The organism is Bifidobacterium sp. ESL1118 (assembly GCF_058505595.1).
Genome location: NZ_CP196371.1, coordinates 1192707 through 1216752 on the forward strand (window position 1 = coordinate 1192707; position 24046 = coordinate 1216752).

20 protein-coding genes and 2 pseudogenes are annotated in these 24046 nt (G+C 55.0%); 1 reads left to right on the plus strand and 21 read right to left on the minus strand.

All coding sequences use genetic code 11. The features are described 5' to 3' along the window. Positions 1-259 precede the first annotated feature (259 nt). A complete protein-coding gene (locus ACSYSS_RS04730) occupies positions 260-1660 on the plus strand; it encodes an ATP-binding protein (protein ID WP_491702927.1) in 1401 nt (466 codons plus the stop codon). Positions 1661-1741: 81 nt separating this feature from the next. Here ACSYSS_RS04730 and ACSYSS_RS04735 read toward each other — a convergent pair whose 3' ends face one another. From ACSYSS_RS04735 to ACSYSS_RS04835, 21 genes and pseudogenes are all read right to left on the minus strand, one after another. Next, the gene (locus tag ACSYSS_RS04735; protein WP_491702928.1) at positions 1742-2938 is read right to left on the minus strand and encodes an SLC13 family permease; all 1197 of its coding nucleotides are present in this window, start codon (positions 2936-2938) and stop codon (positions 1742-1744) included. A gap of 230 nt (positions 2939-3168) precedes the next feature. Further along, positions 3169-5304: a DNA primase gene (dnaG, locus tag ACSYSS_RS04740; RefSeq protein ID WP_491702929.1), complete on the minus strand. Its 2136-nt coding sequence runs from the start codon at positions 5302-5304 to the stop codon at positions 3169-3171. Positions 5305-5590: 286 nt separating this feature from the next. Then, complete coding sequence (locus ACSYSS_RS04745; RefSeq protein ID WP_491702930.1) at positions 5591-6883, minus strand: deoxyguanosinetriphosphate triphosphohydrolase; 1293 nt, start codon at positions 6881-6883, stop codon at positions 5591-5593. Between the two features lie 270 nt (positions 6884-7153). Continuing rightward, positions 7154-7633 carry a hypothetical protein gene (locus ACSYSS_RS04750; RefSeq protein ID WP_491702931.1) on the minus strand — a complete coding sequence of 160 codons (480 nt, stop codon included), beginning with the start codon at positions 7631-7633 and terminating at the stop codon, positions 7154-7156. Next, a complete protein-coding gene (locus ACSYSS_RS04755; RefSeq protein ID WP_491702932.1) occupies positions 7557-8033 on the minus strand; it encodes a hypothetical protein in 477 nt (158 codons plus the stop codon). The genes ACSYSS_RS04750 and ACSYSS_RS04755 overlap by 77 nt, the downstream gene beginning before the upstream one ends. A 77-nt stretch (positions 8034-8110) precedes the next feature. Then, complete coding sequence (alr, locus tag ACSYSS_RS04760) at positions 8111-9469, minus strand: alanine racemase (protein ID WP_491702933.1); 1359 nt, start codon at positions 9467-9469, stop codon at positions 8111-8113. 100 nt (positions 9470-9569) lie between these two features. Further along, entirely contained in the window at positions 9570-10106 is a 537-nt protein-coding gene (locus ACSYSS_RS04765) for an N-acetyltransferase (protein WP_491702934.1), read from the minus strand. A 278-nt stretch (positions 10107-10384) separates the two neighbouring features. Next, a complete protein-coding gene (locus ACSYSS_RS04770; RefSeq protein WP_491702935.1) occupies positions 10385-10882 on the minus strand; it encodes an S-ribosylhomocysteine lyase in 498 nt (165 codons plus the stop codon). Between the two features lie 80 nt (positions 10883-10962). Continuing rightward, positions 10963-12972: a RecQ family ATP-dependent DNA helicase gene (locus tag ACSYSS_RS04775; RefSeq protein WP_491702936.1), complete on the minus strand. Its 2010-nt coding sequence runs from the start codon at positions 12970-12972 to the stop codon at positions 10963-10965. Between the two features lie 51 nt (positions 12973-13023). Next, positions 13024-13674, minus strand: a complete 651-nt coding sequence (locus tag ACSYSS_RS04780) for an isochorismatase family protein (protein WP_491702937.1) — start codon at positions 13672-13674, stop codon at positions 13024-13026. Between the two features lie 66 nt (positions 13675-13740). After that, positions 13741-14031 (minus strand): DUF3017 domain-containing protein, encoded by a 291-nt coding sequence (locus ACSYSS_RS04785; RefSeq protein WP_491702938.1) that lies wholly within the window; start codon positions 14029-14031, stop codon positions 13741-13743. Between the two features lie 163 nt (positions 14032-14194). Next, positions 14195-15772, minus strand: coding sequence for a bifunctional phosphoribosylaminoimidazolecarboxamide formyltransferase/IMP cyclohydrolase (gene purH / locus ACSYSS_RS04790; protein WP_491702939.1), 1578 nt, complete (start codon positions 15770-15772; stop codon positions 14195-14197). 66 nt (positions 15773-15838) lie between these two features. Then, on the minus strand, positions 15839-17311 hold the full coding sequence (locus ACSYSS_RS04795; protein ID WP_491702940.1) for a cell division protein PerM: 1473 nt from the start codon (positions 17309-17311) through the stop codon (positions 15839-15841). Then, positions 17308-18249: a succinate--CoA ligase subunit alpha gene (gene sucD / locus ACSYSS_RS04800; protein ID WP_491702941.1), complete on the minus strand. Its 942-nt coding sequence runs from the start codon at positions 18247-18249 to the stop codon at positions 17308-17310. The genes ACSYSS_RS04795 and sucD overlap by 4 nt, the downstream gene beginning before the upstream one ends. Positions 18250-18347: 98 nt before the next feature. Further along, a pseudogene (sucC, locus tag ACSYSS_RS04805) lies at positions 18348-19526 on the minus strand (ADP-forming succinate--CoA ligase subunit beta); the annotation flags it as partial. A 60-nt stretch (positions 19527-19586) separates the two neighbouring features. Continuing rightward, positions 19587-20168 carry an adenine phosphoribosyltransferase gene (locus tag ACSYSS_RS04810; protein WP_491702942.1) on the minus strand — a complete coding sequence of 194 codons (582 nt, stop codon included), beginning with the start codon at positions 20166-20168 and terminating at the stop codon, positions 19587-19589. A gap of 357 nt (positions 20169-20525) precedes the next feature. Then, a pseudogene (yajC, locus tag ACSYSS_RS04815) lies at positions 20526-20825 on the minus strand (preprotein translocase subunit YajC); the annotation flags it as partial. A 74-nt stretch (positions 20826-20899) separates the two neighbouring features. Next, positions 20900-21973 (minus strand): Holliday junction branch migration DNA helicase RuvB, encoded by a 1074-nt coding sequence (ruvB, locus tag ACSYSS_RS04820; protein ID WP_491704226.1) that lies wholly within the window; start codon positions 21971-21973, stop codon positions 20900-20902. A gap of 2 nt (positions 21974-21975) precedes the next feature. Next, the gene (gene ruvA / locus ACSYSS_RS04825) at positions 21976-22593 is read right to left on the minus strand and encodes a Holliday junction branch migration protein RuvA (protein WP_491702943.1); all 618 of its coding nucleotides are present in this window, start codon (positions 22591-22593) and stop codon (positions 21976-21978) included. 65 nt (positions 22594-22658) lie between these two features. Next, the gene (gene ruvC / locus ACSYSS_RS04830; protein ID WP_491702944.1) at positions 22659-23249 is read right to left on the minus strand and encodes a crossover junction endodeoxyribonuclease RuvC; all 591 of its coding nucleotides are present in this window, start codon (positions 23247-23249) and stop codon (positions 22659-22661) included. After that, positions 23249-24007, minus strand: a complete 759-nt coding sequence (locus ACSYSS_RS04835) for a YebC/PmpR family DNA-binding transcriptional regulator (protein ID WP_491702945.1) — start codon at positions 24005-24007, stop codon at positions 23249-23251. Before ACSYSS_RS04835 ends, ruvC begins: the two co-directional genes overlap by 1 nt. Positions 24008-24046 lie beyond the last annotated feature (39 nt).

Below are 24046 nucleotides of genomic sequence, written 5' to 3' on the forward strand. Positions count from 1 at the left end.
CCATTTCTGCTTCAGCCAACATTCATGGAAGCCGCCGATAGAACACCGCAGAATATGAACATTCAGCGGCCCCAGCTTCCAAGAATTCACAGTAGTGTTTCTGGAGCAGATCCCCATGCATATCCACCAAGCCTTTACCTGGCTTCACAAAGTCCACACACAACCACAAAACCTTTACAAACACGCTTCACGGGCTGTCTCCAACCCGCCAAGCCGATCGGGCGATATCGGTGTCCCAACAGTTCGTTAGCATCAAGACATGGCAATGGATACAACCCCTCAACAGGAAGGCCAAGCCAACGCAGGTGTTGAGAACGGCCCCGCCTTGTCTGCATGTCTTGGCACACCCTCCGATTCGGACCGCAACGACCGACCACGGGAACATTCGCACGAATCCTATCAACACGCAGTCCGGGCGCAGCATGAGGATTTGCCGGCAGTGTCATATCCGTCATATCCGCAAAACACGAATTTACCGTTCGACCATAGGACTTGCACCGAGCAAAATCTCACATTCGAATATGCACAGCAGGTCTTTGCTGCCGCCAGCATCAATTGGTCGGATTTTGAAGGCCCGAATCATCACCTCTTTGACGAACACATGCGCTGCACCAACACCGGCCTGCTGATTTCCGACCAGTGCCCCTACACTGTAAAACTGGTGGTTTTCCAGGGGGACCTCAAGACACAGATCGTTGAACGCCGCACGCTGACCGGCTCGGTGCTCAAACAGCTGGACGATGCCATGCGACTGCTCAATGAGCATAATTCGCAACAGCGTTGGCCGAGTGTTGCATTGCGAGAATCATTGGTCAATGCCATCCTGCACCGTGACTACACCATGAGTGGCGCCACCATCATCAGCATTTTCACATCTCGCATCGAAATCGTCTCCCTTGGCGGTCTCATAGAAGGGTTGGAAGTCAACGACCTGCTCAATGGCATCAATCAGACCCGCAACACCTGGCTTGCAGAGTTGTTTGCAGCCCTGAGCCTCAGCGAGAATTGCGGAACAGGCATCCAACGCATCCTCGAGTCATATTCGAGTTCATTTTCGAGCCCACAACTGCGTGTGGGGCCGCGTTCGGTGGCGATGGTGCTTCCTGTACTTGTTGATGAAAAAGACATGGATGAAGACAAAGGAACCGGCTCAGACGAGAAAGACCGGAACGGCAATCAAATCGACGGTGAGGGAGGTCCATACGATTTTGACAACCCTAAAAACCTCCGGCACGCCAAACGATACAAATTCCCCACAGCCCATCCCTACATTACGGACGACCCAGCGGCGGCGCTGGCAGGTTCACGCGTCATCGGTGCCGCACCTCTGAAAACATTGGTGCTTTGCGGCAGTCTTTACACGCCAATAGCAGCCGATCAGACCTCAAAACCAAATTCGCCTAGTACGATGACCGATGCGCCAAGTGTGGACGGAGTACATGAAGAGGCACTCAAGCAGTACTCCATGGAAAGCCTGGAGGAAGTGGCGCTCCACTTGTTTGCGGACAGAGGTGTTCGGCTTACACGCAGGCAGGTTCAGGACTCGTTGAACATCAATCGCACCGAAGCCGGTAAACTACTTCATGATCTTACAGGAACCGGAAAACTTGAACGATTCGGCAACGCCGATGATGCGGAGTACGCCATTGCCAAGGCCTGAACACGTGAGGTTGGCGTCTGTTCGTTTCCGCAAACCGTATGCCGGCAGAGCGCAAGGCATGGGCATCCACAACAAACCTGGTCATTCGATGAGTAGCGCAAGACCGAGCAGCACAGCCAAGAACACGATGTTCACCACCGTATACACACCGAGATAGCGGCCCTTGCACTGCGGATATTTGCGCACGAACTGCTGGTAGGAAATAAGCGATGCCATGGAAGCTATGAGTGTGCCCAGTCCCCCCAGATTCGTCCCGACAATCAGCGGATGCCACTGGTGGCAGAACCCTGCAAGCAGTATGGATGTGGGGACATTGCTGATGAGCTGGCTGGAGCCTATGGCGACTTCCATGGGGTGCTGCCCCACCAGTGACGCCGCGATGGACGCAAACTGCGGCACTCTGCGCATGTTGCCAATGAAAATGAAGAACATGACGAAGGTGAGCGGAAGCGACCAATCCACTTTCAGGAACGCACGTCTGTCACACACAAGGAACGCTCCAAACACCAACACGCACATGAGCCACAATGGCACCACGTTCCCGACCGTCAGAATGCACACGAGGAACAACACCACATACACCGCCACTCGCCAACTCGTGCGTTTGCCGCCATATCCAAGCAACCTGACCTCATCAGGCGAGACGGCACCACTTTGGGGAGCCAGGACGTTCTTTTGAAAACTATCGGTATCTATTCCCGAAAAATCGGTGGTAATCGGCCTACTCCTGAATGACACGAGAACGGCAAGAGTCAACATTATGGCCGAAGCAAGAGAAAAGGGGGCCATGATACGGAGAAAATCCATGGTTGACGTGTTCGAAACGGCACGCAGATAGAGATTGTGGGCGTTCCCGATCGGGGTAAGCATACTGCCCGTGTTTGCGCCAATCGTCATCAATGTGATGACGAAAACAGTCCGATCCTCCATACCTGCCATAACCAGCACAGACAAGGCGAAGGGAATGAATGTCACCAAAGACACATCATTGGTGATGAACATGGCAGAAAAAAAGGTAAGGGCAACCAATGTCAGCACCAATCCAGACGCGGTCTTCACCCTTCGCAGCAATTTGGAACCTATGACATGGAAAATGCCCATGCGCTGCAATCCGCAGACCACCAACATGAGGCAGACCAGCTGGGCGATGGTGTTGACATGGATGTACGAACGGTATTGTGTGTCCGGATGGATGAAAAAGCAGGAAATAAATGCAAGTATAGTCGACACGACGAGAATGGTGTCGTTTTTCAAAACCCTTACAATCGTTGTTCTCATCTATTCCCCCACACGCAAACGGCATTCCGCACACGTCTCAAACACCGCCATGGCAGCATTCACACCCGTAACCATTGTATGGGATATTTTCAGCTCCTGAGAACAAAGATCTCCTCAATCAGCGACCAAAAGAGAGCCTTACACGGACCAGAGCTTGGGAAACCAAATATGGCAACGTCTCGTAGATGAAGAGCAAGCGACCAAAAATAATAAAAAAAATTTTGAATGCATCACGGCGTGGTATTGCCATAGACCTTGGCTTGCATGTCTTTGCGCTCGGCTTCCATTTTGGTGACGTCACCGAGCAACTCTAATTTCTTAGTGGCATCGGTGGTCTGGGACATGCGGCGTTTAGCCGTACCAATCTGACGCATATAACCCAAATCGAGAAGACGAACCAAGAGTTCCGACGCATATCGCCGCTCTTCCTGGCTGGCCTGCCGCAAGGGCTGAGCCGCAGGCGAGACGTCTGCGGATCCGTCTGATGCCTGACTGTCATCCACCGCATCGCCGGCTGCGCGTTCCTGCGTGTCAGTGGAGGAGATGGCCCCGGTTGCCGTGCGCTCCAATTCCGGCAGCGGCAACGGCATGACCGCAAGTTCGCTCACGACTCCCGAAAGCACGGGGCCTGCGGCCTTATTGAGATTGTGCATCCACAATCCCTGCGAAGTCCCAGGAGAAGGCAACCCCCCGGCAGCCTCGACGGCTTGGAACAACGAACGGAACACATCAGTCATAAAGTGGTTTTCATTCAGCTTTGCAAACGGATCCACCGGAACGGCCCGTGGCACTTGAATAAGCACGGCCATGAACTGTTGCTCAGCGATGAACACGGCGTCATCCACTCGGTAATACGACTGATCCGCTGCGTCCCTACGCTCCAAAGCCTTACGAACCAAGGGGTTTTCGTAGGAATCCGCCGCCTGCCGGCGACGGTTCTGCTGATATTGGCTGCGTCTTGGTGCATAGGCGTCATCATCGCGTACATGAAGACGGCGCCTGGCAACATTGACCTCACGCCGCATGATGTCAAGGTCGACGCCGATACGACGAGTGGCCTTTCGAGTATAGATATCGAGCAGGGAACGGTCACGAATCTGGGCTATGAGCGGTGCGGCGGCTTTCACCGCACCCATCTGGCCTGTGGTATAGGTGGTGTCGAAACGGTTGATCACCGTGTCGATAACAAAATCATAGAGGGGCTTGGCGTTCGCAATGAGCGAGCGCACAGCCTGGTCACCATGTTGAAGACGCAGGTCGCACGGGTCGAGGTCACCTGGGGCCACAGCCACAAAGGTCTGCGAAAGAAAAGCGGAATCAAGCCCAAAGGCATGAATGGCAGCCTTCTGACCGGCGGCATCGCCATCGAATGTGAAGACTATGCGGCTGGAAAGTGACTGGCCCTCCACATTGAGTGGTCCCACCAACTGCACTGCGCCGAGAGAATCGTCCGCGATGAGCCGGCGCACAATCTTGGCATGTTCCTCACCAAAGGCGGTTCCACAGGTGGCCACAGCAGTGTCGACTCCTGCCAAATGGCAGGCCATCACGTCGGTGTAACCCTCCACAATGACCACCTGACGCTTCTTGACGATGGACGACTTGGCAATGTCGATGCCGTAGAGCGCCTGGGTCTTCTTATAAAGCGCCGTGTCTGGAGTGTTGATGTATTTGGCGTTGATGCTGTCGTCGTCAAAGAGTTTTCGGGCGCCGAATCCAAGAGTCCGACCAGTTGAATCGCGGATGGGCCACGTCACACGACCGCGAAAATAGTCGTATGGACCGCGCTGACCCGGCCGTGCCAGCCCCGCATCAAGCATCTCCTGCTGAGTGAACCCCTTGGATGACAGGTGACGCACAAGATTGTCCCAACCTTGCGGCGCATAGCCACAGCCAAAGCGCTCGCAGTCGGCCTGGCTGAAGTTGCGCCCTGCCAGCAGTTTATGGGCGGCGATGGCACCACGACCCTTAAGCTGGTCTACAAAGAAACGCTGAGCCTCTTCGTTGGCCTCCAACAGACGGGCACGCTTGGACCCCTGATGTTCCGGAGCCCCACTGCCCTTTTCATAATGAAGTTCGATGTGGTACCTATCCGCCAGCAACTCCACGGCCTCTCGGAAGTCAATGTTTTCCTGGTGCTCCACATATCCGAACACATCACCGCCAAGACCACAACCGAAACAGTGCCAAACGCCTAGAGCCGGGCGCACAGAGAAGCTTGGAGTCTTCTCGTCGTGGAACGGGCAAAGACCCATAAACGTACCAGTTCCAGCTGGTTTCAATGTCACCGTGGATGAGACGATGTCGTAGAGATCCGCCGCTGCACGCACTTTTTCGACATCTTCCTTCACTATCATTCCAGCCATAACTACTAACTCTACACTGGCGCGTCAATCAGCTCCGCGGAAAGTACATCTTCCATGTTTGCAAATCCTGGCAACACCCAATTCAACGCCGAAATCCACGACTTTTTATTCAGGTAGGGAGATTTCCGAGGGACCACAGACACATGGTATAAAGAAACGTTGGAATTCCGCCATTCTTATTTTGCTGTATTGATTGATAGATTGAAAATCTCCCCACCCAACATAAAAGAAGCCCGTACCATCTGTTTGAGCCCACAATTTCATTGCGAGATTTCAGTATAGGCTTTCAGCACACAATCGAGTGCAAAGCCAACGCCGAACCGTCCGTGAGACTTGCCACTTGATCGACTGCGACGCGTAGACGTTCATCATCATTGGTGCACTGGTCCCAGTCCTCCAGAAACGTGGAATCCAGCACATCCGACGGTCGCGGCGAATCTGCCATAAGTACGTCCACCAAATCCTCCACGACTTTTTGCTCCTCATCATGTTGAGGCTCATGGTCTCGAGGCTCCATGACGAAGTAGACGGCGATGCCCTTGAGAGCCACTATCTCGTAGTTCGTTTCCTCGGGAATCACCACGTTGGCGCTGTATCGGGTAAGCCGCCCCTGTCCGTAGCGCTCACGCGTGGCCCGCTCCACCGAAAGCGCGAAGCGACCGATGAGCGTGCTCGTGATGTTTTTAAGCTGCGCCAGTGCCTCACGCGAACCGTTGAAATGCGAGGGGAACATGTGCGCCGTTTTGAGCCGGTTGAACGCTGCAAGGAGCTTATCAGGATCCCATTTCGTTCCGTACCATTTGCGGGTCAGTTCTATGACGCCGTCGATGATGCGCGGGTCGGCGAGCGCCAAAGGATTGAACGTGTTTGTGGCTATGGCATCCTCGAAGTCGTGCACGCTGTAGGCAATGTCGTCGGAAAGGTCCATCACCTGGCATTCCATGGGCTTGGCCTCCTTAAGATCTTCCGGCAGACCAAGCTTCAGCCATTGGAACACCGGCTCATCGTCGGGGTATACGCAGAATTTGAGGCTGCGCTCCCCCTTCGGATGCTTGGGTGCCTCCTCAAGCGTCCATGGGTATTTCACTGCAGCGTCAAGGGAGGCACGCGTCAGGTTCACTCCGGCCGAGCGGCCATCGGCATGAAACACTTTGGGTTCGAGACGTGTCAGCAAGCGCAATGTTTGGGCATTACCTTCAAAACCACCGATATTTGCCGCTATACCAGCGAGCGCCTTCTCGCCGTTATGTCCGAATGGAGGATGGCCTAGGTCATGGGCAAGGCATGCGCAATCGACCACATCGGGGTCGCAACCCAGTGACGCCCCAATCTGCCGCCCAATCTGAGCCACTTCAAGCGTATGGGTAAGCCTTGTACGCGCAAAATCGTCAGTGCCCGCCACCAGAATCTGACTTTTAGCACCCAGACGGCGCAGTGCAGAGGAGTGGATGAGCCTGGCACGGTCCCGCTCAAAAGCGGTGCGCTCCTGCGACTTAGGCGGCTCGGGAGCCCAGCGCTCTTCGTCGGAGGCGGAGTACCCCTCATCACTGAGCACCCGCTCGCCGTCAGCTGTCTGCATCCGCACCCTTTCGCTGTTGAGTTCGCCTGCTAGTGACCTGCACCGGGACTCAACACATTTAAGACCCGGAGCAACTAGAATCACCGGGCCTCACAAATAATAGGACGATACTCGCCCGCCCTATCAGAAACAACAACTCCATTCAGCGCTCGATACTGCTGTCCTAATACTTATTAATCTTAGCATCTCCCGAGCTTGAACACATCGGCTATTTAAGACACAACGATAATGGGCAGACAGAACCACCTAAAACCATCTTGAAATCGATACCTATTCAGCTACCTTCTCAAGTGTCATTTCCTGATCATGTACATCTATTGTTGTGCAAAAATCCGCAAGTGCACGTGGAAGAAGCGCTCCATTAAACCCGTTTGCTTTCACAGTATCAAGCAGCATGCCAACGCTCGCGTTACCATTTTCCCAACGTGCAGCGTCAGAAAGATCAAGAACTTGTCCATGAACGGCAGTTTGACCATCGCCCATACTCAAATACGTCACCGTACCATTTGTATTTTTGACGAATACATTTGCACGGCCACCGATAGCATCAACCCTTTGTATCAACAAGGCTATGCTTTCCTCCGCAAGAATGGGCACAACAGGGAAATTCCCCTGACTATCGACTACAACCAATTTATCCGTCAGTGAGCTAACAGCCATGTTATAGTTCACCTCAGCGGTGAACATCATTAATTTCATGCGCAAATCCTCTGGCGAGCCGTACTGTTGATTCACTGATTTGGCGTTCATCGAACACACCTCCTTGCTGCAATACATCCAACACCATCATATCCATCAATACGCTTGAGCGAACAAACGATTCACGAACATCGGCCAAACTATCCAGCTTCATCAAATCAATTTTGGGGACCTGCTTTCCGCTAATGGGATGATGACCGTTAGGGTGTGCATGAAAAATGCCGTGTGCACAGTCCATTTCAGGGGCAGACAGCTTTTCCGGCTCGGTAACTTTTAGCTGAATAAAGAAATCCTGTAACGACCCTGCCGATTTTTGTGTTTTAATCAATAGCGTCAAACCACTCACAGCCACACGGTTTTCGTCGAATACATTCGTGTACCATTGTTTCGACCCACATCGATCAGACGGAGCAAGACGAAATGAGCCATCCTCCAAAATCAGCTGTCCCATATTTCCTCACCTTATAAAATAAATTCCATTGCGCTGATTCAATCAGCAATGCTGGATATCAAAATAATATTTTACCGTCACAGCAACTGGCGAGGGCGAATTTTGCTCACGTCTTGCGGAGGAAGCACCTCGGCGGCGTTGAGGTAGAGACGAGGGATGCGCGGACTCAGGCAGGTAAAGACCTCATAGCTGATGGTGCCCGCGGCTCGGGCCCAATCGTCGGCGGTCGGCTCGCCGAATTCCTCGCCCCGCCCAGGGCCAAACAGTTCGACCGTGTCGCCTTCGGAAATTCCCATATCCTTCGCGCTGCCGTGCAAATCCAAAATGAACTGGTCCATGCACACCCTGCCTGAAACATGCATGACCTTGGGACCTTCGCTCGTCATGACCCTCACCGGCCCGCCTAGCTTCGTCTCATGCTGGGAACCAACCTCGTCGAAGCCGGAGGCGGAACGATGAATGCCGTCGCCATAGCCAAGAGGCACGATGGCGGTGCTGGTCTCCTCAGTGGTCAGGTAGGTGCGCCCATACGAAATGCCGCGCCCTGCCTCAACGTCTTTTACGGTGGAAAGCTGGGCCTGAAGCGTCATGGCGGGCGTCAAACCGTATTTCGAGGGAGTGCCCATGGCTGGATCGGCCTCATATCCGTACAACCCGATGCCGGGACGGGTAAGCTCGAAATGAATCTCCGGACGGCTCAACGTGGCGGCGGTGTTGGCAATATGCCGAATCTGTGGAGCGATGCCAGCCTGTTCCATACGTTTGGTGAAGGCATTGAACGTCTCGACCTGCTTGTTGGTCACATCCACGAATTCCGGCACATCAGGGGCGTCGGCAACGGCGAGGTGACTCCACTGACCGACGATTTGCATCACACCGTCCTTGGCAAGCGGAACCAGCTTGTCAAGCGCGGCCTGGAAGCCTTGCTCGGTGAAGCCGTTGCGGCCAAAACCGGTGTCCACCTTGATGTGCACACGGGCAGGCCTGCCGACCTTGCGAACGGCTTCGGCGACACCGTCGATGCCAGTCAAGGAACCTACCGAGATGTCGATGTCGCTGGCGACGAGCTCGGGAAGCAAAGCCTCGCGTGAGTTGTACATCCAAGTGAGGATATGGCAACGATCCGAGCCGATGCCGGCCATGCGCAGTTGAAGCGCCTCACGAGGCTGGGCGGTACCAAGCCAGGTCGCCCCACCTGCGAGCGCCGCCAACGCAGAAGGCACCAACCCATGGCCATAGCCGTCTGCCTTTACAACGCCCATGACGGCAGTGCCACCGTCGGGACCGCCCACAGCATCAACCAACGTACGCATGTTGTCACGCATGGCCTTGAGATCGACGACGGCCTGACCCGGGTAGAGTCGCCGGGTCTTGGCATAGTTCGTCTTGCCCAGTTGGGATGAGAATTTCCACGGTTCCAAAGCGCTTAAAGTCATGGCATTATTCTCGCGCTAATGCATGACTAATTATGCTACGGTCAACGCTCATCTACCGCATGGAACTGACGGTTCGGGCCGCATTCCACCCACATTCTCATCACCTGTCGTGGCGCTGATAGGCAATGCGCATATCATGGCCTGCAAGACGATCCACGTTGATGATGCCACAACGCTTGAAACCTGCGGTCTGAAAGACATGGTTCATGGCTACGTTATCCGGGTGGGTGTCGGCCCGCACATTGCCGTAGCGCTTCACAGACCATTCCAAGCAGGTGCGGGCACTGTGCGGCACGAGTCCGGTGGAAGCCAGCCGGTGCATGGTCACGTAATCGTCATCGTCCAGCCACTCGCCGTCTACGATGCGTGCGTAAGAAGGCTCGGCTCCGACGCAGATTGCGAACTGGGCCAGGATGCGCTCAGCGCCGTTCTTACCTTCATGATCCACCAATAGCATGGCGCGGCCAAGGCGCACATCCTCCACAATCCACTCGTCCAACGGATAGACGTTGCCCCACTGGTTGGGATTGCCGTTTGCAATCATCAGTTTGCGGGCCGCGGCGAAGTTGTGCCTGATCTGAGGCAGGTCGCCCTCGACCGCTGTGCGAATCTGCACCGTTGGCTGTTGCAATGCCATGCTGACCTTGCCTTTCCATATCCTCACTGTTGCCGGAACACGAAACTCCGATATGTTGTGCCATATAACGACACAAGCTACCGCAGTAGAAAGTAACACCAACACATTATGCCACCAAATGGCACAAATTACCGCAGTAAGAGACCGTAACTACAAATTGTGCCACTTTCCGGCACTTATTGTCGGACTTTCATCGTTTGATATGCAAACTCCGACAAATCATGCTGATTTTCGGCACTATCTGTCGGAGTTTGCCACATTACACACGAAAGATCCGCTCAGACCACCTTGCGCACGTACGGGTCGGAGCTGATGCCCTCCGCCAGGATGTCCTTGCACCACTCCTTGGCGGTGAAGAGGCTGTGGTCGCGATAGTTGCCGCAGCTCTTGATGTCCGTGGCGGGAACGTCATCCCAAGTGGCCTTGTTGGCTATGAAGTCAAGCGACTCCTTGAGCGCGCGCGCCACGTCCTCGGTGCTGTGCTCGCCCCAGGTGAGCAGATGGAAGCCGGTGCGGCAGCCGAACGGCGAGCAGTCGATGTAGCCGGGGATGCGCTCGCGCAACAACACGGCCAGCGTGTGCTCGATGGTATGCAGGCCGCCGGTCGGGATGGCGTTCTTATTGGGCTGCACCAGGCGCAGGTCATAGTTGGAGATCACGTCTCCGTTGGGACCCTTCTCCGTGCTGATGAAGCGCACATACGGCGCCTTCACCTTAGTATGGTCGAGCTGGAAGCTTTCGGGCTGCGGCTTTGCGCCGTTGGTTTCTTCTGTCATAATTCCTCCTCAAGAATCATTGGAACACTAGCTCTATGCTATCGCATCTTGGCAAGCAACAAGCAACAGTTTCAATTTGTCTAAAACTGACGCACCACGGACATGAAACGCTCGCCGTAGAGGGCGAGCTTGTTTTGCCCCACGCCGTTGACGGCGAGGAACTGGGTGTCGGTGAGCGGACGGATGCGGGCCATGTCCCGCAACGTCTTGTCGGAGAAGACGATGTAGGGCGGCTTGCCGATTTCTCGGGCGATGTCGAGGCGCAGTTCCCGAAGCTTCTGGAACAATGCCTCATCATCTTCGCTGGGTGTGTAGTCGCCCATTGCCGAAGCTTGCGTGCCGGACAGCGGAGAATCCGAATTATGGGCGTTGGAATCGCTTTCATCGTATGAACCGAAAGCCTTGCCGGAGGAAGAACTCTGGGCGCTACGCTTTCGTTCGATACGCTTGATCTCGTAATGGAAATCAGGATCGACTGTCTCCGCAGCCCGTGAGCCAAAACCTACAATCGGCAGTCTTCCCTCCGAAATGGAGAGGAATCCATCCGTCGCCATCTGATTGAGCACATCACGAATGCGCGCGTCGGGCACATCGCTAAGGGCTCCGTAACTCGGCACCTGGTCAAGATGCCGATTCACCAGATCCTGCGCCTTTGAGCCTCGCAGCACCGCGACTATTTTGCCGGAGCCAAAGCGCTGCCCCACGTCATGCACGCACCTGCTCACCGCCCGGGCAACGTCGCTGACATCGATGGTTTCAAATGTGCTTTCGCAATTAGCGCAGTTGCCGCATTTGGCAGCACCTGCAGTTTCGGTTTCAGTTTCAGCCCCGAGGCTAGTAGAGGAAACCACATCGTCTGCTTGACCCTGCGCCGCGGCTTCCTCCACACCACTTGGATCGGCGAAATACCGAGCAATGTAACGGTGCAGACATTCGGTGGTGCGGCAATACCCGACCATGGCATTGAGCAACTGACGGTGGCTCTGGCTCACCGCCTCCTGCTCCTCGACGCTCAGCCGGTCGTTCTGGCTGTCCATCGCCAGCAAACGCCGCCGTGTGACGATGTCGGATTCGTTCCACAGCAACGTGCAACGACTTGGCTCCCCGTCTCTCCCGGCACGGCCGGCTTCCTGATAGTACGCTTCGATGCTTTCAGGCATGTTGTGGTGAATTACATAGCGCACATTGGATTTATCGATGCCCATGCCAAAAGCGTTAGTGGCCACCACCACAGGCACCTGGTCGGTGACGAAGTCGCGCTGCGCACGATTTCGAGTATCAGCATCCATGCCACCGTGGTAGGCGACGGCCTTGATGCCCGCGTCCTGCAAATCGGCGGCGAGCGCCTCGGTCTCCTTACGGGTGGCGCAATAGATGATGCCGGATTCGTCCGCATGAGTTCGCGCATAGTCCGCAATCCAACGATTCTTCTGGCGTGTGGGCATGGCAATGATGTCCAGATAGAGATTGGGTCTGTCGAATCCAGTCACTGTAACTTTCGGATTACACAGCCCCAGCAGCTTGACGATATCACGCCGCACACGCTGCGTGGCAGTGGCCGTGAACGCCGCCACAACCGGACGGGAAGGCAGAGAGGCAATGAAATCGCCGATGCCAAGGTACGAGGAACGAAAATCCTGACCCCACTGGGAGACGCAGTGTGCCTCGTCCACAGTGATCAAAGAAATCGGCACACGCATGGCAAAATTATGGAATCGCTTCGTTTCCAAACGTTCCGGTGCCACATACAACATTTTCAGGTCGCCCCTGGATGCCTGCGCGAGCACCGTGCCCTGCTCATCTGGCGCCTGCGTGGTGTTGATGAAACCGGCGGCGATACCCGCATCGTTCAAAGCGTCGACCTGATCGCGCATGAGCGATATCAACGGAGAGACAATGACGGTGAGCCCAGGCAACATGGTGGCCGGCACCTGATAGCAAATCGACTTGCCTGCACCGGTCGGCATGACACCGAGCACGTCGGAACCGCTCAGAATGGCTTTGACCAGTCCCTCCTGACCTGTTCGGAACGAGTCATAGCCAAAGTACCGTTTGAGCGAGATGAGCGCGTTCCCTGAATTTTCAGTCATGCCACCAAGCCTATTCACAATCCCGCCGTCTGGCGGAGCCAAACGTCCACATCACCTGCGAACTCCGCCAACCAGCCCCACACCTGCTGCCTTCAACACCTTGCGGGCAGCGATACCCTGATCCTCACTCACAGGAGCCGTTAAATCCTCAAGTACAGAAACACTATAGCCAAGTTTGTGAGCATCAAGTGCCGTGTCTTTGACGCAATGAGACTCCGCCAGACCTACCACATCCACATGTTGCACTCCTGTTTCCCTAAGCGCGTTGGCAAGGGTCTTGCCGCCCTGCTGCATGGCTGCGAACTCATCGCGTGTCTGCACGCGGTCGGTGTTGTCTTCAATGCCTTCGAATCCTGAGTACGCCGGTGCGTACTGGCCTTTCTTGAAGTGGTGTTCAATGCCAAGCGCCGCAATCTGCGGCATGAGCTCGGCGTTTGGCGTACCGGCCACACCATGCCTGGGCCAAGAGTCCACGAAATCAGGGTGATTAGAAAAATGCGGACCCGGCTCGATGTGCCAATCCTGTGTGGTTGCCATGTAGACATACTCACCGCGGTGAGCACTGACATAATCCGCGATGCGGCCGGCCACTGCGGTTCCACCTTCCACGCCGAGCTCGCCGCCTTCACAGAATGTGGGCTGCACATCCACCACGATCAGTGCCTTTGCCCCGACTCCGCCACGATTCTCTGTATCAGTCATCTTCACTCCTTGTTTATCCTCACACTCCAAGATATTCCCGGCGGTCCTCGGCGTATTTTCAATCAATCAGACCATGAGCCTGATGCTGATGTACGTAATCAACAGACCTATGGCAAAAGCAAAGGAAATGAACACGTCCAACCCCACGGAACGAATTTTCCAGGGGCTGCGTGACCGCAAGACAAGACGAACAATCCCGGTGCACAACGAGACGGCAACGAGAACCACAGTAGCAGCACTGATATGCCCCAAAAATGCCACGACAGCAGCCAGAACAACGCAGAGCGCCACCATCCATTCAAAGGCAGGACGCCCCTCATGTTCCTCTGAAACGTAAGGATGCCTTTTCGCATCCATAGCGCCTCCTTTTGCCTCGGCTACCATAGCAGCCATTGTTTTACGTTTATCTTAATCCTGCGCATGCCCCGGAATGGCCGATGACGAACATCAACCCATATTGACGGCAAACTGCTGCGACAGGGAAAAGCGGAGATCGATGCAGGCCATCAACAGCCTGCAATCAGTGGAAGAAATGTCGAGTTCCTGTAAGGTACATGGTGATTCCGGCCTTCTGAGCCGCCTCAATGACATCTCCGTCTCTGATGGACCCTCCAGGCTGCACGATAGCCTTCACCCCCGCGTCAATCAGCACCTGAGCGCCATCCGCGAAGGGGAAGAATGCGTCCGAGGCGGCGACTGCGCCAGTGGCCCTGTTGGCCCCGTCAGCAAGCGTGTTGGCCCGATCCACAGCCAGATGGCACGAGTCCACACGGTTCACCTGACCCATACCGATGCCCACCGTGGACCGATCATGGGCCAACAGGATGGCGTTCGACTTTACACACCGGATGGCACGCCAGGCGAAGACAAGGTCTCGCATGGTGTTCTCATCCGCGGCCTGCCCGGAAACCAGCTTCCAAGCCTGCGGATCGTCTCCTGGTGCATCGATCTTGTCCATACTCTGCACAAGCAGCCCACCGTCTATGGCCCGTATCTGCCTTGTGGCCTTCGGCGGCTGCGCCACTTTGAGAATGCGAAGATTCTTCTTCTTGGTTTTGAGCAGTTCCAAAGCTTCAGGCTCGTAGCTGGGGGCCACAATCACCTCAGTGAAGACGGGCCGTACATTCTGTGCCATCTCAAGCGTGATTTCGGTGTTGGCGGCAATCACCCCGCCATAGGCACTCATGGGGTCGCACGCATGCGCCTTCAGGTGGGCTTCGGCCACACTCTTGCCTATGGCCAAGCCACAGGGATTGTTGTGCTTGCATACGGCCACGGCAATCTGCGGGGCAAAATCCCACACGGCACGCCAGGCGGCGTCGGCATCGACATAGTTGTTGTAGCTCATCGGCTTGCCGCCCAGTTGCTCGGCATGAGCAAAACCGGTCTCGTCCAGTGGATTGACATACAGTGCAGCCTTCTGGTGTGGATTCTCTCCGTACCTCAGCTCATGTGCGCGTTGCCATGTCCGCGTGAAGTCCGGCTCAGCTCCGCCCTCACCCCACTGCCCCGCCATCCATGTGGCCACGTTGGCATCGTAGGCTGCGGTTTTGGCAAACGCCTTTCGGGCCAGCTGACGCCTTTGCCCCAAGTCGAATCCCTGACCGCTTTCCACTGCCCTCGCCGCGAGTGCATAATCCTCCGGGTCGGTGATGACGGCCACACTGACATGGTTCTTGGCGGCTCCACGCACCATGGAAGGCCCACCAATATCGATTTTCTCGATGGTTTGCGCCTCATCCGCCCCGGAACGTACGGTGTCCGCGAACGGGTAGAAATCGACCACCACGAGGTCGAAAGACTTGATGTTGAGTTTCCTAAGCTGCTCGACGTGTTCAGGATTGGTCATATCCGCCAGAATGCCCGCATGAATGTGCGGGTCTAGCGTCTTCACCCTGCCGTCAAGGCTCTCCGGAAACCTGGTCACCTGTTCAACAGGAGTGACATCTACCCCCAAACGTTCCAATGCCGAGGCTGTGGAACCAGTGGAGACCACTTCCACTTTTGCCTTTATACAGGCTCTGGCAAGGATTTCAATACCATCCTTATGAAACACTGAAATCAAAGCTCTGCGTATGGGCCGATGCGTATCCGTCATATTGCTCCTTACCTGTTGCCTGGCGTCATTAACTCTGCCAGCCGGACTTCATTACTGTTGGGAACCTCACGGGTTCGTGGGGCCATGGGCATCAGAACCATCGAGCTGTTGCTGCCCGTCATGCCATGGCTGGGTTGTAGATTCAGGAGCATCCATATTGTCATCCGGGTCACTCGCGTCAGTTTTGTACGATACAGCATCACCGCCTGGCACTTTTGATGCGCCATCCACAAAATGAATCTCACCCGTTGGTGGTTGAGAACCAATGTTCTGGGGTTGCTTCGCACGTAAGGATCGCAGACGTTTGGCTGCTATGCGCAGCACAAGAATGAAACATACCAACACGACCGCTATGAGCCAGGAAAGAAAGAAGCCCAAAGCAGTCGGCTTAGATACAACTTGTGTGGATTCCAACACATTCACACCAAGGGTTTTGAGTCGCTCACGGCCAAGGGATCCATTACCAATATAGAAGAGCACATCAAACACAAACACAAGCACAACGCTGGAAATAATGAACGAACCCAAAGGATACAGGAATTGCCTGATCAACGGCCATGTTTTGAATGACATGCCTGGTTTGCCAGCTCCAACACCAAACCAACGTTTTGAAAACATCAGCACCAGTCCTGAAACCAGCCCCAATATCATTGGCATCATGCTCAATGCAAAACGCAATGTTTCGCTGCTGACGGCGTTGGGGAACAGGCCGAACAGCGGAACAGCGGGAAGACCTGAGGCATGACCGTTCCAGAGTGTGAATTGGGCAAGGTCGCCGATGGAGAAGCCTCCGCCACACATCCACGAAAGACCCCACAGGCATAGATTCGGCAGCCAAGCGAACGATGCGATGGTGGTCACTATTCTCGATCCTGTCGGCATGGAGGAAAGCTCGAATACCCTCACCATGGCAGGGTAATCTCGTATCACCCACACGACAACAGTGACAAGACCTGCGAACAGATAAAAAACCACCATGCATAGCGCATAGACCACGCCGATTGTGAACATGTGCCGCAGTTGGGTGGGTAACGGTTCGAAGATGTGGGTCTTGACCCACTCCATCGGACCGGAACCTGGAATCGCAGAGAGCGCAAACCCTATGGTATACACCAACCCCGCCTTAAGCAGGATAAGCCATTCAGAATCGACCAACGCAAGAGTGACGTTCTGCGAAATCATCCAAGTTCCAACGACCCATACCATCAGACCAGCGAGATACGCCTCCCATCGCCCTGATGTGCGCTCCACCATCTCACGCACAAGCCACACAAGAACGATGGTGAGCAGCAGCGGAACAATGGTCAACACAAACGACGATGTTTCAAACCCGCTGCCCTCTGTCAACAGGACGGTTGAAAACGTCAAGGAAAGGGTGCCGTCGGTAAGGCCCGAACCTCCAGCCTCCATTGAAATGACCAATAGCATCAATGCAAGGAAAACCCATACGGTCACAACGTAGATAAGCATGGCCATGAACGAGCCCAATGCACCCCACAACCAAGGGTTTCTCTTTGCCTGTTTCGCCTTTCCGCTCATAGCCGTGCTGAATCGGTGGACAAGGTTTCCTCCAGTTTTTCACGCGCAAAGTCCGCGGCCTGCTTTGGGGTACGGCCTACGGGTATGCCGACGGCCTCAAGTGCCTCTTTCTTGTCTTGAGCGGTGCCCTTGCCTCCCGAAACGATGGCACCTGCATGCCCCATTTGTTTGCCCTCAGGGGCGGTGAAACCAGCAATATAAGCCACAACAGGTTTGGTCATGTGCTGTGCCGCCCAGGCTGCGGCATCCTGTTCGGCATTGCCACCTATCTCACCGATCATAACCACGCCCTTGGTATTGCTGTCTGTTTCAAACCGTTGAAGCGCCTCGGTAAGCGTTGTGCCGACGATGGGATCACCGCCCACACCGATGCAGGCCGTGAAGCCGACATCGGCAAGCTCACCCATCATCTGATATGTGAGTGTGCCCGACTTGGAAATCAGGCCGAGAGGGCCTGCCGAAACAATGCCGTCAGGAATGATGCCGAGATTGGTACCCTTTTTACCATTTGGCGTGGGCAGCGTCATAAGACCGGGGCAATTGGGGCCGACAATGGTGATGCCTTTGGAAAACGCCAGTTCCACACAATAGGCAGTGTCGGCCACAGGAATGCCCTCAGTGATCACCACAATGAGGCCGATGCCGGCATTGATTGCCTCAAGCATGGCGCTTTTTGCGAACCGCGGGGGCACAAAGATAACGCTGGCCTGGGCACCTGTTGCGGCTTTGGCCTCACCGCAGTTGGCATACACCGGAACGTCCACATCGCTTCCAATGGCATCGATATGGAACGAAATCTGTGTGCCGGCCTTGCGTGGGTTAACTCCGGCGACAATCCGTGTGCCGGCGTTCATCATACGGCCCGTATGCATCATGCCTTGATGGCCCGTCATACCTTGGACGATAACCGGTGTGTCGGCGTCTGCAAACAATGTCATCTTGCTCCTCCCACCGTGTGTGGTTCAGACTGTACTTTTCCGTCAGCCCCGGCACCACCATCGACAAAGTTGGTGCCGACCGCGGCAGTCTCACCGGCAGCTTGGGCGGCGAGTTTTGCTGACCTTTGTGCCGCCTCCTCCATCGTGGAGCAAACATACAGGTTGGGGATATTGGCATCGCTAAGCATGTACAGACCCTCGGCCGCGGCATTGCCATCAAATCTCACGACAATAGGAATCTGAGAGCCGAGCTGCGCAACTGCCTGCAGTATGCCTCGTGCCACCTGCTCGCACGAAGTAATGCCACCATACACGTTGACAAAAACGGATCGTACCTGCGGATTCGAGAGTACGATTGAAAGGCTTTCACTCATCACTCCCGCTGAAGCCCCACCGCCGATATCGAGAAAATTGGCCGGTGAGACATCTGTCCCCTGAGACTTTCCAGCTCCCGAGACAGCATCGAGCGAGCTCATCACAAGACCGGCGCCATTGCCGATCACGCCGACCTGACCGTTGAGATGGACATAATGGAGCCCGACTTTACTAGCTCTGACCTCAAATGGGTCGCCCTCGCTCTCATCGACATACTTGGCCCATTCCTCGTGGCGGAAGCTGGCGTTGCCATCGAGGGAAATCTTGGCATCAAGCGCACACAGCGATTTCGAGGACTCATCGTCGGGATCGCCTACCTTGGCCAGCGGGTTGATCTCCACAAGTGTGGCGTCGTTATCCTTGAAGCATGTCCACATTTTAAGCAGTACTTGAGCTGCCTGATCCATATCCGCATGGTAAAACCCAATCGACTCGGCCATCTGGCGTGCCGCCTGCACGTCGAAGGTCTCCAGAGCACTGATATGGAGTCTCTTGACCGATTCAGGGTGCGCCTTGGCGATTTCCTCGACCTCCGTGCCGCCGTTAGCCGTGGCAAGCACATCAAAATCCCTGGAACTCCGGTCTAGTGAAATGGAGACGTAATATTCATGCAGCACATTTTTCGCGGCGGCAACCAGTACACCGTTAACCCTGCGGCCTCCGATAGTCATGGGAAGAATCTGCCTGCAGGCCTCAGCCACTTCTTGCGGGTTGTGTGCCAGCTTGACCCCACCAGCTTGGCCCCTATGCCCTATCTTCACCTGCGCCTTGACCACACACGGATACCCTATTTTCGCCGCTGCAGACACAGCCTCTTCGCTGTTGTGGGCATACAACGCATCCGGGGTTGCTATACCTTGGTCGGCCAGCAGTTCACGTGCCTGATATTCATATAAATCCATAAATCATCTCCATAAGTGTGCACAAAGGAGGCCGCCGCCTTCGAACTCAAGCAGCTCGGCTCAGACTGGCATGGTCAACAATGAGGTGGTCGGGTAATCCCCTAGTCTCTTCATGCCATTGATGCCGACAAGCTCCATCACAAAGCTGAAGCCCACCACGTTGCCACCTGCGCGTTCTATCAGGTTGGTGGCTGCCTTTGCCGTGCCGCCGGTAGCCACAAGATCGTCAACAACGAGCACCCTGCCGCCTGGCTTGATGATGTTCTTCTCGATTTCGATTGCAGCATCTCCATACTCTAAGGAGTAGCTTTCCGTCAACGTCTGCGGAGGAAGCTTCCCGGCCTTGCGCACCGCAAGAAAACCCTTGCCCAGACGTGCCGCCAATGGAGGCCCAACGAGGAATCCCCTTGCCTCCAAGCCAGCAACATAATCAATGGAGTCCGCCAGCACTGGAAGAGTCTTCTCAAGAGCATCGATCATGATGGTGAATGCGCGAGCATCCGCCATCATCGGTAGGAAATCGCGGAATAGGATACCCTTTTTCGGAAAATCTGGAATAGTACGTATTTTTGAAACCAGGTACTGTGCATCCTGCTCGCCGACTGCCGCAAGCTTGTTGATGGTGATATCGGACTGTGCCATAATGACCTCTGCTGTTGGACGAATCGTACATTATCCAAACGAACTACATAACGTTATCAACATGACAGCGTTATGGTCCGCGAACAATCATTTGCTAAAAATTTTGGCCCCATCGTTGTCGCCGGAATCAGCGTCGTCAGAACCCGCAACATCGACGGTTGCGGTATCATCAGAACCTGCCTCGTTCACGACGCCGTCATCATCCTTGGCACCTGTGGATGCCGCCTCGTCGGACCTACCAGTATCAGATCTATCAGTAGAGGAGCCGCTCTCTTGAGCGTCTTCGCCACCTACATTCTGCAAGTCACCGGAAGAGATTGCGGACACAGCACTCTCTGAACCATCATCTCCTGTATTGACCGGATTACCGTCTTCATCGACATCATCGTCATCAATATAGGCAGGACGCACATATTCCTTACTGATGGAAGAGGCTTTGAACCGCATCTTTGACCCCTCGGAATCGATGACGATCTCCTCGAACTTGGTGTCTACGGACACAACTTTGCCAATCACCCCGCCAATGGTCACCACGAGTGTGCCCGGTTGGAGCGACTCCCTGAAGTCCTTGACCTTGGCCTGCTGCTGTTTGCTTTTTCGGCTTGACCACCACATCATCAGCACCATCACAACGATGATGACCACCATAAAAGTCATGCTACCCGCGTCCACTTTACACTCCTTAAACGTTTTCTTTCCGGTGGACTCACTCAGCGCCCAACTGTTGAATTCTAGAATAGCTTATTGACATCTTCTTTGGGAGTAAGTCCTAAATGCTCCCAGGCTTTTGGGGTGGCAACACGCCCCTTCGGTGTACGCATGAGGAATCCCTCACGCACAAGATAGGGCTCACATACCGTCTCCACCGTCTCGGCCTCCTCGCCTACCATGGCGGAAAGATTGTTGAGTCCGACTGGGCCGCCATCAAAATTGCGGACTATGGCGTTCAACACTGCCAAGTCCAAACGATCAAGACCCTCGGAATCAATCTGGTATAGAGCCAGCGCCTGCCTTACATCATCCGGACCGATGACATCCAAATCATTGACAATGGCCCAATCGCGCACACGGCGCAACAGTCTGTTGGCAATACGAGGTGTGCCACGCGATCGCAATGAAAGCTGGTGAGCGGCATCGGGGCCAAGACTGACGCCGAGTACACCGGCGGAGCGCTCGATCAGTCGTTCCAATTCTTCGGTGGGGTAAAAATCTAGATGTGCCGTAAAGCCAAACCTCGCACGCAACGGGGATGGCAACATGCCTTCTCGCGTCGTTGCCCCGATTACGGTGAACCGCGGCAACGTCAAAGGAATGGATGATGCACCCGGGCCTTTGCCCACCATGACGTCGACACGAAAATCCTCCATGGCGATATACAGCAGCTCTTCCGCAGCGCGAGGCAAGCGGTGTATCTCATCGATAAACAACACCTCACCGGCATCCAACGAGCTCAAAATCGAAGCCAAATCACCGGCATGCTGCACTGCAGGACCGCTGGTAATTCGAATCGGAACGTTCAACTCATTGGCCACAATCATTGCCAATGTAGTCTTGCCAAGGCCAGGCGGACCTGCAAGAAGAATATGGTCAGGAGCCACATCACGCTTGCGTGCCGCATCGAGAAACAGCTGAAGCTGAGCCTTCAGACGCGGTTGGCCTATGAACCCGTCAAGGGCCTGGGGGCGAAGCTCCTCTTCGCTCACGGGTTCGTTGCCCACCGGGGTCGCAGAAATGCTCTGCAATGAAATCTCATTGGCATCAGAATTCTCTTGTGGCACATTGCTGGACAATGAAGACTTACCCACTGTCAAAGCCCCCTATCCAATGAGGAAAGTGCAGCCTTAAGCACCTTCGGTATGTCGGTATCGTTCAAAGGCGCAACGAATCCCTGCTGACTGCATACTGCCTCTACGGCATGTGCTGCATCCTGCTCACGCCAACCCAACGATTGCAACCCCTCGATGACTTTCATCATTCCTTCATCATATTTCGATTCATCCACACCGGAGTTCGAATTCAGTTGATCCACGTTGAGTTTCCCGCTGAGTTCAAGGATGATTTTTTGCGCCCCCTTCTTGCCCAATCCGGGTGCCTTTGCTAAGGCAGCGGCATCCCCCTGCATCACAGCCTGCGCGAGCTTGTCCACCGACAGTGTGGAAAGCAGCGACAACGCCACCCTCGGACCTATGCCGCTGACTTTCTGGAGACTCAAAAACATACGTTTAGCGGCCTGGCTGAGAAAACCATACAATGTAACGGCATCCTGTGAGACGTTGAGATACGTGAACACCTTGATCTGCTGGCCTATGCGCAACGACATAATCTCCGATGAAGGCATCCGTAGCTCATAGCCCACGTCATGCACGTCGAGCAACACGACATCGGCAGATACCGATTCGACCTGCCCCGCAAGCGTTCCTATCATTTTCATCGCCCTTTTCGTCGTACCTGGTGTACGAATCCCCTCATCAATCGAACATATGTTCGATTTTACATACCGCGGTCGACACCCTTTCGATGCTGCGATTTCTTGGCCTGTTGAGCAGCGTCCGCCCATTGACGTTGGGCCAAGGTGAGATGCTGTTCCCGCTCACCACCCTGCAACGCGCCGGCCGGACGAAGCGCATGGCAAATCGCCTGGGCCAACGCATCGGCGGCATCGGCTGGTTGGGGAATCTCACTCAAACCAAGCACCTGGGCCACCATGCGTTCAACTTGAATCTTCTGTGCGCGCCCATTTCCCGTGATGGCCATCTTCGCCTCTGTCGGTGTGTGCAAAGCCACGGGAATGCCACGCTGCGCCGCAGCCAACATCGCCATACCAGCGGCCTGTGCCGTACCGAGTACGGTATTGCGGTTCTCTTGGGCAAAGACACGTTCAATGGAGACAGTATCGGGGCTGAAACGGTCGATTTTCTCAGCCAGGCCATTGTAGATGGACAGCAGCCGCAAGTCCTGCGATATATGCGGATCGCTGCGCACCACATCCACGTGAATAAAAGAAAGCCGGCGTGAGGCGCCGGCTTCGATCACGCCAACCCCACAGCGTGTAAGCCCGGGGTCAACGCCAAGGATAATCATTACTCGTCCTCGTCCAATTGGGCCATCACCTCATCAGAAGCGGTCCAATTGCTATAGATGTTCTGCACATCGTCAAGATCGTCGAGGGCATCAATGAGCTTGGTGACCTTGCGGGCATCGTCAAGGCTCAAATCGACCTCAGTATTCGGCACCATGACCAAATCGGCGGAATCGTAGTCAATGTTCGCCTTCTGCAGCGCCTCTCGGACTGCAACCATGTCGGACGGACCGGTAACGACGCAATACTCGTCGCCGTTGTCTTCAACGTCTTCCGCACCGGCTTCAGCTGCAATCTCGAACAGCTTGTCATAGTCGACACCTTGGGCAGGAACCACAATCTCGCCCTTACGCTCAAAGTTGAAGCTCACGGAGCCGTTGGTGGCCAACGATCCATTGCCTTTGGTCAGCGTGGCACGCACATCGGCGGCCGCTCGGTTGCGATTGTCGGTGAGACACTCGATGATGAGCCCGACACCGGCAGGCGCGTAGCCCTCGTAAGTGATGGCTTCATAATTGGCTGCACCGGCTTCGGCACCGGATCCACGCTTGACAGCACGTTTGATGTTGTCGGCGGGCATGGATGATTTCTTCGCCTTGACAATCGCATCATACAATGTCGGATTGCCATCTGGATCGCCTCCACCTTGGCGGGCTGCAATCTCGATGTTCTTGATGAGCTTTGCGAATAATTTGCCGCGCTTGGCGTCAATGGCGGCCTTCTTGTTCTTGGTGGTCGCCCACTTGGAATGCCCTGACATAATGCTCCTAGCAGGTATACGAATACGTTAAACGTACTG

Bases quoted from the DNA above. Each gene is read 5' to 3' on its own strand.
- ACSYSS_RS04730 (WP_491702927.1), top strand. From the start codon at position 260: ATGGCAATGGATACAACCCCTCAACAGGAAGGCCAAGCCAACGCAGGT.
- ACSYSS_RS04735 (WP_491702928.1), bottom strand. From the start codon at position 2,938: ATGAGAACAACGATTGTAAGGGTTTTGAAAAACGACACCATTCTCGTC.
- dnaG (WP_491702929.1), bottom strand. From the start codon at position 5,304: ATGGCTGGAATGATAGTGAAGGAAGATGTCGAAAAAGTGCGTGCAGCG.
- ACSYSS_RS04745 (WP_491702930.1), bottom strand. From the start codon at position 6,883: ATGCAGACAGCTGACGGCGAGCGGGTGCTCAGTGATGAGGGGTACTCC.
- ACSYSS_RS04750 (WP_491702931.1), bottom strand. From the start codon at position 7,633: ATGAACGCCAAATCAGTGAATCAACAGTACGGCTCGCCAGAGGATTTG.
- ACSYSS_RS04755 (WP_491702932.1), bottom strand. From the start codon at position 8,033: ATGGGACAGCTGATTTTGGAGGATGGCTCATTTCGTCTTGCTCCGTCT.
- alr (WP_491702933.1), bottom strand. From the start codon at position 9,469: ATGACTTTAAGCGCTTTGGAACCGTGGAAATTCTCATCCCAACTGGGC.
- ACSYSS_RS04765 (WP_491702934.1), bottom strand. From the start codon at position 10,106: ATGGCATTGCAACAGCCAACGGTGCAGATTCGCACAGCGGTCGAGGGC.
- ACSYSS_RS04770 (WP_491702935.1), bottom strand. From the start codon at position 10,882: ATGACAGAAGAAACCAACGGCGCAAAGCCGCAGCCCGAAAGCTTCCAG.
- ACSYSS_RS04775 (WP_491702936.1), bottom strand. From the start codon at position 12,972: ATGACTGAAAATTCAGGGAACGCGCTCATCTCGCTCAAACGGTACTTT.
- ACSYSS_RS04780 (WP_491702937.1), bottom strand. From the start codon at position 13,674: ATGACTGATACAGAGAATCGTGGCGGAGTCGGGGCAAAGGCACTGATC.
- ACSYSS_RS04785 (WP_491702938.1), bottom strand. From the start codon at position 14,031: ATGGATGCGAAAAGGCATCCTTACGTTTCAGAGGAACATGAGGGGCGT.
- purH (WP_491702939.1), bottom strand. From the start codon at position 15,772: ATGACGGATACGCATCGGCCCATACGCAGAGCTTTGATTTCAGTGTTT.
- ACSYSS_RS04795 (WP_491702940.1), bottom strand. From the start codon at position 17,311: ATGAGCGGAAAGGCGAAACAGGCAAAGAGAAACCCTTGGTTGTGGGGT.
- sucD (WP_491702941.1), bottom strand. From the start codon at position 18,249: ATGACATTGTTTGCAGACGCCGACACACCGGTTATCGTCCAAGGTATG.
- ACSYSS_RS04810 (WP_491702942.1), bottom strand. From the start codon at position 20,168: ATGGCACAGTCCGATATCACCATCAACAAGCTTGCGGCAGTCGGCGAG.
- ruvA (WP_491702943.1), bottom strand. From the start codon at position 22,593: ATGATAGGAACGCTTGCGGGGCAGGTCGAATCGGTATCTGCCGATGTC.
- ruvC (WP_491702944.1), bottom strand. From the start codon at position 23,249: ATGATTATCCTTGGCGTTGACCCCGGGCTTACACGCTGTGGGGTTGGC.
- ACSYSS_RS04835 (WP_491702945.1), bottom strand. From the start codon at position 24,007: ATGTCAGGGCATTCCAAGTGGGCGACCACCAAGAACAAGAAGGCCGCC.